Source organism: Amorphoplanes friuliensis DSM 7358, from assembly GCF_000494755.1.
In the GTDB taxonomy this organism is placed as follows: domain Bacteria; phylum Actinomycetota; class Actinomycetes; order Mycobacteriales; family Micromonosporaceae; genus Actinoplanes; species Actinoplanes friuliensis.
Genome location: NC_022657.1, coordinates 8,170,120 through 8,185,719 on the forward strand (window position 1 = coordinate 8,170,120; position 15,600 = coordinate 8,185,719).

Annotated in this window: 11 protein-coding genes; 5 read left to right on the plus strand and 6 right to left on the minus strand. The window is 69.7% G+C overall.

Annotation, left to right across the window (positions count from 1 at the left end):
* Positions 1-26: 26 nt before the first annotated feature.
* Genes AFR_RS37620 through AFR_RS37630 form a run of 3 tightly spaced genes read left to right on the plus strand, consistent with a single transcriptional unit; the run spans position 27 to position 2,626 of the window.
* The gene (locus AFR_RS37620; protein ID WP_023562075.1) at positions 27-1,094 is read left to right on the plus strand and encodes an RNA ligase; all 1,068 of its coding nucleotides are present in this window, start codon (positions 27-29) and stop codon (positions 1,092-1,094) included.
* A gap of 3 nt (positions 1,095-1,097) precedes the next feature.
* Complete coding sequence (locus AFR_RS37625; RefSeq protein ID WP_023562076.1) at positions 1,098-1,994, plus strand: phosphatase domain-containing protein; 897 nt, start codon at positions 1,098-1,100, stop codon at positions 1,992-1,994.
* Positions 1,994-2,626 carry an RNA ligase family protein gene (locus AFR_RS37630; protein WP_023562077.1) on the plus strand — a complete coding sequence of 211 codons (633 nt, stop codon included), beginning with the start codon at positions 1,994-1,996 and terminating at the stop codon, positions 2,624-2,626. The genes AFR_RS37625 and AFR_RS37630 overlap by 1 nt, the downstream gene beginning before the upstream one ends.
* Here the strand turns inward: AFR_RS37630 and AFR_RS37635 are convergent.
* From AFR_RS37635 to thrB, 3 genes are all read right to left on the minus strand, one after another.
* Positions 2,623-3,786, minus strand: a complete 1,164-nt coding sequence (locus tag AFR_RS37635; protein ID WP_023562078.1) for a nitric oxide synthase oxygenase — start codon at positions 3,784-3,786, stop codon at positions 2,623-2,625. The genes AFR_RS37630 and AFR_RS37635 overlap by 4 nt on opposite strands.
* A gap of 134 nt (positions 3,787-3,920) precedes the next feature.
* Complete coding sequence (rho, locus tag AFR_RS37640; RefSeq protein ID WP_023562079.1) at positions 3,921-6,122, minus strand: transcription termination factor Rho; 2,202 nt, start codon at positions 6,120-6,122, stop codon at positions 3,921-3,923.
* 311 nt (positions 6,123-6,433) lie between these two features.
* Complete coding sequence (thrB, locus tag AFR_RS37645; protein ID WP_023562080.1) at positions 6,434-7,369, minus strand: homoserine kinase; 936 nt, start codon at positions 7,367-7,369, stop codon at positions 6,434-6,436.
* Between the two features lie 73 nt (positions 7,370-7,442).
* Between thrB and AFR_RS46500 the strand changes: the two genes are divergently transcribed.
* Complete coding sequence (locus AFR_RS46500) at positions 7,443-8,498, plus strand: hypothetical protein (RefSeq protein WP_148308187.1); 1,056 nt, start codon at positions 7,443-7,445, stop codon at positions 8,496-8,498.
* 210 nt (positions 8,499-8,708) lie between these two features.
* Here the strand turns inward: AFR_RS46500 and AFR_RS37655 are convergent, their stop codons facing one another.
* Together AFR_RS37655 and AFR_RS37660 are read right to left on the minus strand one after the other, a co-directional pair.
* Positions 8,709-10,052, minus strand: a complete 1,344-nt coding sequence (locus AFR_RS37655; protein WP_023562082.1) for an MFS transporter — start codon at positions 10,050-10,052, stop codon at positions 8,709-8,711.
* A gap of 74 nt (positions 10,053-10,126) precedes the next feature.
* Positions 10,127-13,462, minus strand: coding sequence for an efflux RND transporter permease subunit (locus AFR_RS37660; RefSeq protein WP_023562083.1), 3,336 nt, complete (start codon positions 13,460-13,462; stop codon positions 10,127-10,129).
* 138 nt (positions 13,463-13,600) lie between these two features.
* Between AFR_RS37660 and AFR_RS37665 the strand changes: the two genes are divergently transcribed.
* Positions 13,601-14,083 (plus strand): MarR family winged helix-turn-helix transcriptional regulator, encoded by a 483-nt coding sequence (locus AFR_RS37665; protein ID WP_023562084.1) that lies wholly within the window; start codon positions 13,601-13,603, stop codon positions 14,081-14,083.
* A gap of 430 nt (positions 14,084-14,513) precedes the next feature.
* On the opposite strand, the gene thrC is transcribed toward AFR_RS37665, so the two are convergent.
* Positions 14,514-15,563 carry a threonine synthase gene (thrC, locus tag AFR_RS37670; RefSeq protein ID WP_023562085.1) on the minus strand — a complete coding sequence of 350 codons (1,050 nt, stop codon included), beginning with the start codon at positions 15,561-15,563 and terminating at the stop codon, positions 14,514-14,516.
* Positions 15,564-15,600 lie beyond the last annotated feature (37 nt).

Genomic DNA, 15,600 nt, shown 5'->3' on the forward strand with positions numbered 1-15,600 from the left:
CATTCCCGTACGGAAGGAAAGGTGTCATGACGCTGCTCGCGGACGTCCTCGACCCGGTCGAACTGGCCACGGCGGTCGAAATCGGTCACGTCCGGATCCAGCGTCACCCCAGCCGGCCCTACGTGATCTACAACTACACCGAGGCCTGCCAGTACGCCGCGGCGTGGACGCCGGTCACCCTGGCCTGCCGCGGCCTGATCGCCGACGGTGACACCGTGCTCGCGCGGCCCTTCCCGAAGTTCTTCAACCACACGGAGAGCCACGCGCCGGAGCTGATCGCGGACGCGGCGGTCACGGTGACCGACAAGGCCGACGGTTCGCTCGGGATCATCTACCGCGACGGCGCCGACCTGGCCGTCGCCACCCGCGGCTCGTTCGCGTCGGACCAGGCCCGGCACGCGACCGAGATCCTGCGCACCCGGTACGCGGACTTCGAGCCGCCGGCCGGGCTGACCGTGCTGGTCGAGATCGTGTACCCGGAGAACCGCATCGTGCTCGACTACGGCGGCCTGGACGACCTGATCCTGCTCGGCGCGGTCGAGATCGCCTCCGGCCGCACGCTCGGACCGGCGGCGGTGCCGCAGTGGCCGGGACCGGTCGTCGACTCGTTCGCCTACGCGACGCTGGCCGAGGCGCTCGCCGCCCCGCCCCGCGACGGTCGTGAGGGGCTCGTCGTTCACTTCACGGGCACCGACGAGCGCGTGAAGATCAAGTACGCCGAGTACGTGCGGCTGCACCGGCTGGTGACGGGGCTCTCCGCCCGTACCGTCTGGGAAGTGCTCGTCGCGGGCGGCGACCTGGACGCGCTGACGGAACCCCTGCCGGACGAGTTCCACGCGTGGGTCACCGGTGTCGCCACCGAGCTGACCGACGAGGTGGAAGCGCTGGCGAAGGCCGTCGAGGCGGAGTTCACGACGATCGTGGCCGGGCTGCCGGACGGCTGGGGCCGGCGCGAGTTCGCGGGTCAGGCCGTGCGGAGCGAGCACCGCGGGGCGCTCTTCCTGCGGCTCGACGGCAAGGACTACCGTCCCGGCCTGTGGCAGCTCGTGCGGCCGGCCGGCGATCTGACGCCCCAGGGCACCGGAGGTGAGTGAGGAATGACCAGACTGCTGATCACGCGAGGCCTGCCCGCCTCCGGCAAGACCACGTTCGCGCGCAAGCTCCAGCCGGGTGTCGTCCGGGTCAACCGTGACGACCTGCGGCTGATGCTGCACGGGCAGCGGCTCTTCACGCAGTGGGCGGAGGGGCAGGTGACGCGCGCCCAGCGGGCCGCGGTGGAGGCGTTGCTGCGGGCGCACGCCGACGTCATCGTCGACGATACCAACCTGCGGGCCAAGACCGTCCGTGAGTGGGCCGAGATGGCGGCGCGGTTCCGGGCGTCGTTCGAGGTGCACGACTTCACCGACGTGCCGCTGGAGGAGTGCCTGCGCCGCGATGCCGGGCGCGACGGTGACGAGCGGGTCGGCGAGGAGGGCATCCGGCGGATGCACGAGCGTTACCTCGCGGGCAAGAACACCCCACTGCCCATCCCGTACGTGGAGACGGGCGGTCCTGGTGTCGTCTACGACCCCGATCCGGAGTTGCCGCCGGTGGTCCTCGTGGACATCGACGGCACGGTCGCGCTGATGAACGGCCGAAGCCCGTACGACTGGGGTCGTGTCGGTGAGGACGCGCCGAACCCGGCGGTGATCGCGGCGGTCCGGGCGATGCACGCGGCCGGGCACGCGATCGTCTTCTGCTCGGGGCGCGACGCCGTGTGCCGGGCCGAGACCGAGGCCTGGCTGGACCTTTACGTCGATGTGCCGTACGAAGGACTCTTCATGCGGCCCGAGGGCGACTCCCGCAAGGATGCGATCGTGAAGCGGGAGATCTTCGACCGGGAGATCCGTGACCGCTGGCGGGTCATCGGTGTCTTCGACGACCGCATGCAGGTCGTGCAGATGTGGCGCGCGCTGGGACTGACGGTGTTCCAGGTGGCAGAGGGAGACTTCTGATGGACGGGCAGGGCGGAAAGTACCCGCGGACTTTCCACCTGCCCGACTCGCCCGGCGCGACCAGCGACGACCGCATCCAGCAGGATCTGTCCTGGCTGGACGGTGAGCTGGTCGTCACCGAAAAACTCGACGGCGGCAACCTCACCTTCACCCGTGACGCGATGTACGCCCGGTCCCTCGACTCGGGCACCCAGCCGTGGGACCGCCCGGCGAAGGCGCTGTGGGCGATGACGGCCTACCGCATCCCGGACGACTGGCGGGTGTGCGGCGAGTCGATGTGGGCGCGCCGCAGCATCGCGTACACCGATCTGCCCGGGGTTTTCATCGTCTTCGGGATCTGGGACGAGACCGACACCCTTCTGGGCTGGGACGACACCGTGGACTGGGCTCAGCGGCTGGAGCTGCCGGTGGTCCCCGTGCTCTACCGCGGCGGCAGCCTCACCGAGGCGCGGGCGGCCTGGGCCGGCCAACGAGACCTCGAGACCTCCGAGGGTTTTGTGGTCCGCAGTGCCGGCCGCATCCCGGCCAAGGAGTTCTCCCACCGGCTCCTCAAGTGGGTACGCGCCGGCCACGTCCGCACCGACGCGGCCTGGCGCCACCGCGACGACTTCCCGCTGAACGAGTTCGCCTAGCCGGTGTAGGAGCAGCCGGATCTGGACAGTGACTGGGCTTCCGGGTCCAGGTAGAAGTTCGGGCGCAGGTCCAGTTCGTCGTAGTACCGGTGGAAGACCGGCGTGATCCCGCCCGACACCGGCGGCACGATCCACGTCCAGTCCGCCGGCACCCGGCGGCCCGCCTTCTCCTCGTTGCGCAGATGCGTGATGAAACGCTGCGACTCCGTGTGATGGTCCGTGATCTTCATGCCGGCCTGCTCGAACGAGTGCAGCACCGCGCGGTTCAGCTCGATCAGCGCCCGGTCCCGCCACAACGTCGACTCGCGGCTGGTGTCCAGACCCATCCGCGCCGCCACGATCGGCACCATGTTGTACCGGTCCTCGTCGGCGAGATTACGGGCGCCGATCTCCGTACCCATGTACCAGCCGTTGAACGGCGCCAGCGGGTACTGCACACCGCCGATGGTCAGCCGCATGTTCGAGATCGCCGGTACGGCGTGCCAGCGCAGCCCCAGCTCGGCGAACCAGCCGAACTCCGGGTGTGTCAGCGGGACCTCGTGGATGGCGCGTTCGGGGAGCTCGTAGAGGCGTACGCCCTCGGCGGGTGTCTCGATGGCCAGGGGCAGCACGTCGAACGCCTCACCCTTGCCCCGCCAGCCGAAACCCTGCAGCGCCTCGGTGAACTCCTTGTTGCGCGGGTCGCCCACGGAACTGCCGTCCTCGGTGCGGTAACCCGCGTACCGGATGAGTTGCTCGTTCCAGACCCTGGCGTACGGCTGACCCGGCAGCGCCGGCGCGAAGATGCTGATCACCGGGCGGATCGCACCGGTCCCACCGGCGGTGTTCAGGTGATGGACGAGCAGCGAGAAGATCTCGTCGGCGGTGCGGGCGCGGCGGCGGTCCAGCACCATCAGGCTGCGCCAGTACAGCCGCCCGATGCACCGGCTCGAGTTGCGCCACGCCATCTTCGCGCCGTACGAGAGCTCCTCCGTGGTGTGCACGTAACCGCCGGTCGCCGCGATCTGCGCGCGCACGATGGCCAGGCGGGGTTCGACGGGGCCGAGGCGCGGGTTCTCGACGTAACACTGCCGGAGGAAGTCCTCGGCCTCACCCGGATCGACCGGAGCGATCGGATCCCATCGCTCGGTCGGATGGTCCCGGTACCCAGGAACGATCATCGGGTGTCCTCCCCACGTTGAGCTGAGGTGCCAGGGGAGGTTCGCACGACCCTATATGGGCACAAACGCACATGTTGTGCGACGAAGGGGCAGCCACCTCGCGGTGACTGCCCCTTTATGCCGTTTTCGGGCGTTTACTCGCCAGGCGTGGACTTGGCGATCTGCATCAGGAACTCGATGTTCGTCCGGGACTGCTTGAGCCGGTCGAGCAGGAGGTCCAGAGCGGCCGAGGACTCCAGCGAGCTCAGCACCTTGCGCAGCTTGTGGACGATCGCCAGCTCTTCCTTGCCGAGCAGGATCTCTTCCTTACGCGTACCCGACGGGTGGATGTCGATGGCCGGGAACGTACGCCGGTCCGCGATCTTCCGGTCGAGCTTGAGCTCCGCGTTGCCGGTGCCCTTGAACTCCTCGAAGATGACCGTGTCCATCATCGAGCCGGTCTCCACCAGCGCCGTCGCGAGAATGGTGAGCGAACCACCGTTCTCGATGTTGCGCGCCGCACCGAGGAACCGCTTCGGCGGGTAGAGCGCCGTCGAATCGATACCACCGGACATGATGCGGCCGGAGGCCGGAGCCGCCAGGTTGTACGACCGGCCGAGCCGCGTCACCGAGTCGAGCAGCACGACCACGTCGTGGCCCAGCTCGACCAGGCGCTTGGCCCGCTCGATCGCCAGCTCGGCGACCGTGGTGTGGTCCTGCGGCGGCCGGTCGAACGTGGCCGCGATGACCTCGCCCTTGACCGAGCGCTGCATGTCGGTGACCTCTTCGGGGCGCTCGTCGACAAGCACGACCATCAGGTGGCACTCGGGGTTGTTGTGGGTGATCGCGTTGGCGATCGCCTGCAGCACCATCGTCTTACCGGCCTTCGGCGGCGAGACGATCAGGGCGCGCTGGCCCTTGCCGAGCGGCATGACCAGGTCGATGACCCGCGTGGTGAGGATGTGCGCCTCGGTCTCGAGACGCAGCCTCTCCTGCGGGTACAGCGGGGTCAGCTTGTAGAACTCGGGACGCCGGCGGGCCTCCTCGGGCTCCATGCCGTTGATGGTGTCCAGCCGGACCAGCGGGTTGTACTTGTCGCGGCGCTGGTCGCCACTGCCCTCGTTGCGCGGGGCCGCCCGCACGGCGCCGGTGACCGCGTCACCGCGGCGCAGCCCGTGCTTCTTGACCTGCGACATCGAGACGTAGACGTCGTTGGGGCCGGAGAGGTAACCCGTCGTGCGGACGAACGCGTAGTTGTCCAGCACGTCGAGGATGCCTGCCACCGGCACGAGGACGTCGTCGTCGTTGACGTGGGGCTCGCGGCCACCGTCGCGGCCACTGTCGCGCCCGCCCTCACGGCCGCCGTCGCGGCCACCACCGCCACCGGCCTCGCCGTCACGGTCGCGGCCACGGCGGCGGTCACGGAACCGGCTGCGCCGGCTGCGCCGACCGCCCTCGCCGTTGTCGCCGTCCTCGTCGTCGTTGCTGTCGTTGCGCGGACCGTTGTCGTTGCGCGGCGCGTTGTCATTGCGGGGCGCGTTGTCGTTCCGCGGACCGTTGTCGTTCCGGGGCCCGTTGTCGTTCCGCGGGCCGTTCTCGGTGCGCGGGCCGCGGTCGTTGCGCTCGCCACGATCGGGGCGATCCCCGCGATCGTTCCGGTCGTTGCGCTCGCCGCCCTCGGACCGCGGGTTGCGCTGACGGTCCCGGTTGCGCTCGCCACGCTCGGGCCGGTCACCGCGATCGGTCCGCTCGGTGCGCTCGCCGTCGCCCTGGCCGTCGGCCGGAGCGTTGTCACGGTTCTGATCGCGGCGGCTGCGGCGGCCGGACTCACCCTCGGTCGCGGGCTGCTCGGTCGTCGCGGGAGCCGCGGACCGGTCAGCGACGCTCGGGGCGGCCTCGGCCACAGGGGCCTGAGCAGCCGGAGCCTGAGCCTGGACGGCCGGGGCCTGAGCAGCCTCGGGCTGGGCAGCGGAAGCCTGAACAGCCGGGGCCTGCACTGCAGCGGCCTGCGCCGGCGGGGCCTTCGCCACGGGGGCGGCGACCGGCGGAGCCGTCACGGGCTCGACAACTGCCGCAGCAGCGGCGGAGCCGTTCGTGCTGCGCGTACGGGGGGTGCTCTTGGCGGGCGCGGCCGGAGCCCCGCCGTTCTGACGCTCCGAGATGGCGGTGATGAGCTCGCCCTTGCGCATCCGCGCGGTGCCGGAGATGCCGAGGGACGCGGCGAGACTCTGCAACTCGGGCAGCAGCATCGCCGACAGCCCGGTGCCGCCACGACGACGCTTGGTGACAGCCGCGGTGGTGGCGCCGTCGTCAGCGACGTCAGAAACACCCGACGTCACGTCGGTGGTGTCGCTCAATGGATTCCTTCCGTCGAAAAAGCCAAGTCCACCCGGGTCTGCAGCCTGGTGGCCGGGTGCCCTCGGAACCCGCTTCGCACCTGCGGCGCGGGAGTTTTGCAGCACGGCAGCTCGACGGTTTCCCGACCCGTCGGACATTGACGGATAGGTCTCGGCGAGTGCAGCGATCTGAGGATCCGCTGCTCGGCGTGTGCCTGGAGAAGATTGAGACCGGCAGAATGCCATGAATCTCGGGGGTGCGCGCCGAACCGCTAGAGATCGCTTGCTTCGCGGCTGTGCCAGATCTTCAAGCTGCTAGGTCTTGAGCGTAGTCAACTCTGACGACCTGCGGCAACAGGGCCCCGCTCGGCGTGTTCCACCATACTCCCTTTGACAAGAGCACCGGTGCTATCCACGCCCAACGACTCCGCGCGCCAGGCCGAACCCGGATGGAAATCCCCTGGCACAGGCGTCAGAGCCAGCACCGTGGGACCCGCACCGCTGACAACTGCCGCAACCCCGACAGAACGCAACGAGGCCACCAGCGACGCCGTCCCCGGCATCGCCTCGGCCCGGTAACCCTGGTGCAAACGGTCCTCGGTGGCCGCCAGCAGAAGCGCAGGCTCCCTGGTCAGCGCGTGCACGAGCAGAGCCGTCCGCCCCGCATTGAACGCGGCGTCTGCGTGCGGCACGGCACTGGGCAGCGCCGCCCGCGCCGTCGAGGTCAGCCCCCGTTCCTCCGGAACAAAAACCGTCGCCTGTACGCCGTCAGCAACGTCCAGGCGTACGGCCCGGGACCCGGCGCCCTCCGTCCACGCAATGGTGAAGCCCCCGAGCAGGCACGGCGCGACATTGTCCGGATGCCCCTCGAGCCGCGCGGCGATCCGCAGGGCATCCTCGTCACTCAGCTGCTCCCGCACCAGCGCCCGCGCCAGCTGAACCCCGCCGACGATGGCCGCCGACGACGACCCCAGCCCGCGCGCCTGAGGGATGCGATTGACGCACTCGACAGCCACACCCTTCGGACGTTCACCCAGCTCATCGAAGGTGGCGAGCATGGCCCGCACAACCAGATGCGACTCGTCGGCCGGCAGCTCCCCCGCACCCTCACCACTCACGGACACGGTGAACGAATCACCGGTCACCCGCGCCGACAGGTCGTCGTAGAGCGTGAGCGCGAGGCCCAGCGAGTCGAACCCCGGCCCGAGGTTGGCGCTGGTGGCCGGCGTACTCACCCGTACCGGCTCGGAGACGAAGGTCAGGCCCATTCGGCCCATGCTAGGGGTTGATCATCAACCGCGCGTCACCGGAATGTCGCACCCACCGGTTACGGTGCCGACCATGACGATCGGGTACGTCTTCTCCATCGCCCTCGGGCACCTGCCGCTGCTGGCGGTGCTGATCGCGGGCTTCGTCGTGCTCGCCACCCGAAAAAATCGCCTCAACCCCCGCAGCGTCCTGCTGGCCCGGCTCGGGCTGGGTGCGCTCGCGCTCGGCTCGATCTTCCAGCTGCTCTGGACAGTGTCCTTCCCGTGGATGATCCGCGCGGCCGACTTCTCATCGACCCGCTTCGGGGTGGTGAGCGGCATCATCGGGCTGATCACCTCGGTGGTCTCGGCGGGCGGGGTCGGCCTGCTCATCGCCGCGATCGCCACCCGCAACTCCGGCGCCGGCAGCGCGGCTGCTCCGGGCGGCTACGGCGGCGGCTCGGGTGCCGGCGGCTATCCCGGCGCTGCGCCTGACGGCTACGGCGGCTCGGGCCCTGGCGGTTACCCCGGCGCCGCGCCTGACGGCTACGGCGGCTCAGGCCCCGGACCTGCCGGCTATGGCAGCTCGAATCCCGGACTCGGCGGTTACCCCGGCGGCGCACCTGCCGGTTTCGGCACCCCATCCGGGCCCGGCCCATACCCCGGCGCTGCACCTGCCGGCGGCGCCGCACCTGCCGGCGCTGCACTTGCTGGCGGCGATGCACCTGTCGGCGCTGCACCTACGGGCGGCGATGCACCTGGAGTCGGCGCTGCGCCGGGAGTCGGCGGATATCCAGGCGCCGCAGCTGCCGGCTACAGCGGCACGGCACCCGGACCCGGCGCGTTCTCCGGCGCCGCCCCGGGTGGTTATCCCGGTGCAGCGGCGGACGCCCACTCCGACTCAGCACCTGGCGGCTACGACGGTCCCGGTCCTGGCAGCGGGATGCCTTCAGGAGGCGTCGCTCCGGGTGGAGTCACACCAGCCGGAGTCACATCGGAATGGGCAGCTCCGGACCGAGCAGCTCCCGACGGTGTTGCCACGGACAGCGGATTCGGTTCGGGCGCCGAAGTTTCGTCCGGAGGCAACACCGGCCCTGGTGATGGCACCGGCCAAAACAACGACCCCCGTTCGACCGGCGGAAATCTCTGACCCCTTGACCCCACCCCGGCCGACTACCTACTGCCGCCCCCTGCCGCCCACCGCGGGCCGCCTCGGCCACGCTTCGCGCGAGACCGCCACGGCCAGCAGCCACCGCTTACCGCCGGCCGGTGCCCGCCGGCTACCTCGGCCATCGCCGGCCGCTGCCGCCCACCTCCGGCCACAGGCAGCCGACCGCCGACCACCACCGGCCTGGTGGCCTCAGTCCTTGGGGCTTTCTACTTGCGTGACGGACACATCAGAGGCCGATGCGTCGTCGACCCGGGTGGTGTCGGTGGTCGGAGCGGGTGTGGCCGGTGGCAGCGCCGGTTCCTCCGGTGCCGGCGGTGATGCCGGGTCGGCCAGCGACAGGTTGCGGGTGGCGATGCGCCAGCCGATGGCGTACAGCAGAGTGATCAGGCCGCAGGCCGCGAGGATCACGTGCTCGTCGACGTGGTCCACGAAGAAGGCCGCGCCGAGCTGGCTCACCGAGATGGCCAGGGTGGCGAGCATCATGTCGGTGGCGAAGACCCTGCCCCGCAGGCGGTCCGGGACTTCGCCCTGCAGGGCGTAGTTGGACAAAACCCAGTTCGTGCCGCCGGCGAAGTGGGCCACGAAGACCAGCACGAGCACCAGCGGGAACCACGGTGCGAAGGCGACCCCGATGTAGCCGAGGCCGTACAGGCTCATCGACAGGGCGAGGCCGGGCAGGAGCCAGGTGCGGTGGTTCAGGACGGGGCGCATGACGAGCGGGCCGACCAGGGCGCCGGCGCCGCGGACGGCGAAGAGCAGGCCGGCGCCCAGGGCGCCCACGCCGTACAGGCCGGCCAGCAGGGGAAACACGGTCAGGACGCCGTTGCCGAGGCCGACTGCGGATTTCACCGTGACCAGGGCGCGGATCCGGGGCCGCGCGCCGATGTAGCGCAGGGCTTCGATCAGGGCGGACCAGGCGCGGACGGGTACGGCCGACGGGTCGCGGGGTGCCTGCAGTGGCCGGCGGATCAGTGTGGTGAGGACGGCGGCGGCGAAGAGGCTGACGCCGGCGACCGCGAAGCTCACGTACGGGCCGAAGGCGCTGCTGACGATGCCGCCGAGGGACGCCCCGACGATGGTCATCGTGCCCCAGGCGGAGCCGGCGACCGAGTTGGCCGCGGCGAGGTCGTCCGGGTCGACGACGTTCGGGAGGGCGGCGGATGCGGCCGGCGAGTAAAAGGCCTTGGCCACGGCGACCGCGCCGATCGCCACGAGGGCCAGCGGTGCGGTGGCCTCGGATCGGACGGTGAAGAGCAGCAGCGTGGCGAGCAGCGCCGCGATGTTCGACACGATCAAAATCGTGCGGCGGTCGAGGCGGTCGGCGATGGTTCCGGTGTACGGGAGCAGCAGCGCGGTGATCCCCGTGTCGGCGGCGAGCACCAGCGCGCCCCAGACGCCGCTGCCGGTGAGTTCCGGGAGCAGGACCAGCAGCGGCACCATCACGAACCAGTCGGCGCCGAAGACAACTAGCTCGGCCGCGAACAGGCGCCGGAAGTCGCGGTTGCGGGTAAGGACCGAGAAGGGAGTCGCCACGTACCGGAATCTACCGGCAGCGGCGGCCGGCCCTGATCGGACCGGCCGCCGCGGCGGTTGTGCAACAAACAGGGTCAGGCGGTCGGCGGGTTTGCCGGGCGCCGCGGCATCTTCAGAACCTCGAACTGGTCCGTGTATCCGCGCAGCGCACCGCTCTGCGGATCGGCCGAGGACCGGGCCGGGCTTCCGGCCGGCTCACCCTCGGGCGCCTCGTGCGCGCCGCCGCTGGACGCCGGAGTCGGGTCGTCGGCCGGGACGACCACTTCCGGCTCGTCGGCCGCGTGCTTGGGCGCGTCCCCACCGGCTCCGCTGGATTCGACCGCCTTCAGGGCCCGCTTGCGTTCGCGGCGGGTGCGGGCCTTGAGCTTGGTGTTCTCCGCCATCGTGTAGAGCGTCGGCACCAGGACCAGCGTCAGCAGCGTCGAGCTCACCAGACCGCCGATGACCACAATGGCCAGTGGCTGAGAGATGAAGCCGCCCTCGCCGGTGAGGCCCAGGGCCATCGGCAGCAGCGCGAAGATGGTCGCGATCGCCGTCATGAGAATCGGGCGCAGCCGGTGCCGGCCACCCTCGATGACCGCCTCCTGAACGCCCAGTCCCGCCTGGCGGTAATGGTTGATCAGGTCCATGAGGACGATCGCGTTGGTGACCACGATGCCGACGAGCATCAGTACGCCGATCAACGCCGGTACGCCGAGCGGGGTTCCGGTCGCGAGCAGCAGCGCGATCGCACCGGTGGCCGCGAACGGGATGGAGACGAGCAGCAGCAGCGGCTGGAGCAGGCTGCGGAACGTGGCCACCATGATCACGAAGACGATCGCGATGGCCGCGAGCACGGCCAGACCGAGGTCCGCGAACGCGTCCGCCTGATCCTGGCTCACCCCGCCGATCTCGTACGACGCGCCGGGCGGCAACTGCAGGTCGTCGAGCCGTGCCGTCAGGTCGGCGGTCGTCTTGCTCAGATTCGAGCCGGTGGCGGTGCCGTTGACCGTGACGCTGCGGTTGCCGTCGATCCGGGTGACCTCTTCGGGGCCGTCGACCTCACTGACGTCGGCGACCGAGTCGAGCGTGACGACCTGACCGTTCGGAGCCGTCAGGGGAAGGTTGCGCAGGGCAGCGGCGTCCTTGGGCGGTGCGCCCAGAGTGACGACGACACTCTGGCTGACGCCGTCGATGCTGATCTGACCGGCCGGTGCCGCGCGGAACGCCCCGGCGACGGACTGGCCGATCGCGCTCTCGGTGAGGCCGCGGGCCGCGGCGGCGGCCCGGTCCACCTTGACGTCCAGGCGGGGAACGCTCGCCGCGAGCGAGCTGCTCACGTCGGTGACGTCCTTGGTGCCGGCCATGGCGTCCTGGACCTGCTTGGTCGCGGACTCCAGCGCCGTCTGGTCGGCGGCCTGCACGACCACGGCGAGTGCGCTGCCGTCGAAGCCGGTGCCGCTGTCGCTGCCGATGGTGACCTCACCGACGTCGGTCATGCCCTTGAACTGCTCGCGCAGCTCGTCGGAGACCTCGGCCGCGTCGACGTCGTCCTTCAGCGCCACGTTGAAGCTGGCGCCGCTGGCACCGCCCGAGCCGACAAACGGGTTGAAGTCCCCGTTGCCCACCGTGACCTGGTAGTTCTTGACGTCACCGCGGGTCGCGAGGATCGCCTCGACCTTCTTGGCCGCCTCGTTGGTCGCGGCCAGGTCGGTGCCGACGGGCAGGTCCTGGCTGACGGTGATGGTGTCCTGGCCGGACTCGTCGAGGAAGTTCGTCTCGAGCCGGCTGGCCAGCCCGAGCGTGCCGATCAGCACCACGACGCCGATCGCGACCGTGCTCCAGCGGGTGCCCTTGCTGCGGGTGACCCAGCGGATGATCGGCAGGTACGCACGCTGCAGCGGGCTGCGGAGCTCCTTCTCCTCGGCGGCCTTGCGGACCTCCTCGGACTCGGAACCACCGGCGGCCGGGCTCAGGAACCAGTACGCGAGCACCGGCACCACGGTCAGCGACACGAACAGCGACGCGATCAGTGCGACCGTGACCGTGATGGCGAACGGCGCGAACAGCTGGCCGACAAAACCGCCGACGAGGGCGATCGGTGCGAAGACGGCGACGGTCGTCAGCGTCGAGGCGGTCACCGCACCGGCGACCTCCTTGACGCCGGCGGTGATCGCGTGGGTCTTGGCTTCGCCGTACCCGAGATGCCGTTTGATGTTTTCGAGCACGACAATCGAGTCATCGACCACCCGCCCGACCGCGATCGTCAGTGCGCCGAGCGTCAGCAGGTTGAGCGAGTAGTCGCCGAGCTTGAGGGCGATCAGCGCGATGACCACGGAGAGCGGGATCGACACCGCGGTGACCAGGGTCGAGCGGACCGACAGCAGGAAGACCAGGATCACGATCACGGCCATGATCAGGCCGAGCAGACCCTCGGTCGTCAGGCTCTCGATCGAACGCTCGACGAACGGCGCCTGGTCGGTGATGACGGTGAGCGTCGAACCGGAAGCGGACTCCAGCTCGGCGAGCTTGTCGCGCACCTCGTGGGAGATGTTGACCGGGTTGCCGTCCGGCGACGCGGTGACCGCGATGCCCAGGCTCTCGACCCCATCGGTACGCGTGAACGACGTCGCCGCGGCGAGCTGCTGCGTGACCGAGGCGACCGAGTCGAGCCGCACCGGGCCCTTGCTGCCGTTGAGGTAGAGCCCCTTGAGCTGGTCGACGGTCGCGATCGGCGTACCGACCTGGACGCTGAGCGAACGACTCCCGTCGGTGACCGCACCGGCCGGGATGGAAATGCCGTTGTTCTGCAGGAGCGTGGCGATCGACCGGGGGTCGACACCGGCGGCGCCCAGCTTGGCGCGGTCGGGCACGATCACGACCTGCTGGTCACGGGTGCCGGTGACGGCGACCTCGCGGACGCCCTCGATCGCGTTCAGCTCGGGGACGACCGTCTGCTGGAGACGGTTGGCCAGCGCCGCCTGGTCGTTCTTGCCGTCGGACGCGGCGAGGATGATCGCCGGGATGTCGTCGGTGCTGCCGGCGAAGATGGTCGGCTCGACGTCGTCGGGCAGCGTCGGCTGGATCCGGTTGACCGAGGTGGTCAGCTGGTTGACGGCGTTGTCGAGGTCGGTGCCGAACTCGAAGAGGACCTGGATCGTGGCCGAGCCCTCGCGGGTCGTCGAGGTGATGGTGTCCAGGCCGTCGGCGCCCTTGACGGCGTCCTCGATCGGCTTGGTCACCTGCTCTTCCATGATCTCCGGGCTCGCGCCCGGCAGGACCACCCCGATGAACGCGCCGGGGAACTCGAGCGACGGCAGCAGCTGCTGCTTGAGGGACGGCACCGTGTAGATGCCGAAGCCGGTGATCACCACCGCGATGAGGGCGACGAGCCCCCGGTTAGCGAGACTGAGCCTGGTCAGAAACGACATCTGCTCCCCCGTGAAAGTTCGGCCAAGGCATATAGTTTGCCCGACGCGAACAAATGGTTTTACGCCGGGGGTCGCTGATACCGTCCGGTCACAGGACGGACGTCAAGCGGCCATCGGCACGCAACACAGGAGGTGCCGGTGACCGACAACGAACGACTCATCGCGGACATTATGGGCGCGCAGGAACGTCTCCAGCACCTGTTTGCCCATGACCGGTCGGATCCGCTGTTCTCGTCACAGCTGACGATGCCCCAGCTCAAGATCCTGCTGGTGCTCTACCGTCTGGGTGACACGTCGGGGCGTGAGCTCGCCGGCCTGCTGGGTGTCAGCCTGGCCACGATGAGCGGCATGGTCGACCGGCTGGTCGCCAACAACCTGGTGACCCGGGCCGAGGATCCCCACGACCGCCGCGTCCGCCGGATCACCCTGAGTGGCAACGGCCAGGACATGATCGGCAAGATCATCACAGCGGGCGCCGAGAAGCAGGCCCGCCTACTGGGCCGCCTCACCGACGAAGAACTACGCACGGTCCACGACGGCCTGCAGGCCATGGTCCGCGTGGCAGCCGAGGACGCCGAAGCAACAAGCTGCGAGGCCTCCGCGAACAAAGCCCAGGCCTGACCGCGGGGCTCATGCCGCAAGAGCCACGAAGGCGGCAAGCGCCGCGAGGCCACGCGAGCCACCAAGGCCGCCAGAGCCGCGACTCAGACCATGTCGAGGGCAAGCAGCCTGAGCCAAGGCCCAACATCACTGAGGTTGGGCCTTCAAGAAGCCGGCCAAGGCCCAACCTCCCGGACCCAGGCCAGTCGAAGGCCCCGACCCAGGCCATGTCCAGGACAAGCAGCCTGAGCCAAGGCCCAACATCACTGAAGTTGGGCCTTCAAAAAACCGGCCAAGGCCCAACCTCCCGGACCCAGGCCAGTCGAAGGCCCCGACTCAGACCATGTCGAAGGCAAGCGGCCTGACCCAAGCCCAACATCATTGAAGTTGGGCCTTCAAAAAACCGGCCAAGGCCCAACCTCCCGGACCCAGGCCAGTCGAAGGCCCGAACTCAGGCCATGTCGAGGGCGCGGGCCGCGGCCAGCACGTCGTTCTGGATCGTGGTGGGCGACGGCGCGGTGCTGATCGCCCACTCCGGGTCCTTGAGGCCGTGGCCGGTCACCGTGCAGACGACCGTGCTGCCCGCCGGGATCATTCCCGCCTCGGCCTGCTGGAGCAGACCCGCGACACTCGCCGCGCTGCCGAGCTCGACAAAAACACCGACCTCACGGGCCAGCAACCTGTACGCGGAGAGGATCTCCCGGTCGGTCACCGCGGAGATCAGGCCGCCGGAGTTGTCGCGGGCGTCGAGCGCTTTGGTCCAGCTGGCCGGGTTGCCGATGCGGATCGCGGTGGCGATGGTCGACGGTTCCGGGACCACCTGGCCGTTGACGATCGGGGCGGCGCCGGACGCCTGGAAGCCGTACATCTTGGGCAGGATCTTGCTGTTGCCCGCTTCGTGGTCCTCCTGGTAGCCCATCCAGTACGCGGAGATGTTGCCGGCGTTCCCGACGGGGAGGCAGTGGATGTCGGGTGCCGTGCCCAGCGCCTCGACGATCTCGAACGCGGCGGTTTTCTGGCCGTGGAGGCGGAAGATGTTGACCGAGTTGACCAGGGACACCGGGAAGTCCTGGGACAGTTTCGAGGCGAGCGCCAGACAGTCGTCGAAGTTGCCGTTGACCTGCAGCAACTTTGCGCCGTGGACCAGCGCTTGCGCCAGCTTGCCCAGCGCGATCTTGCCTTGCGGGACCAGCACCGCGCAGGTGATCCCGGCCCGGGCGGCGTACGCCGCAGCCGAGGCACTCGTGTTACCGGTGGACGCGCAGATGATCGCCTTCGAGCCCTCTTCGACGGCCTTGGACACGGCCATCGTCATGCCGCGGTCCTTGAAGGAGCCGGTGGGGTTGGCGCCCTCGACCTTCAGGTAGACGTCGGCGCCCGTCCGCTGCGACAGCACGGGAGCGGGCACGAGGGGCGTGTTGCCCTCGTGCAGTGTGACCACCGGGGTGGCTTCGGTGACCGGCAGCCGGTCCCGGTATGCCTCGATCAAACCCCGCCACATGGTCCTGCCCCTTCGTCGACGACTGTCCAAGGATGCC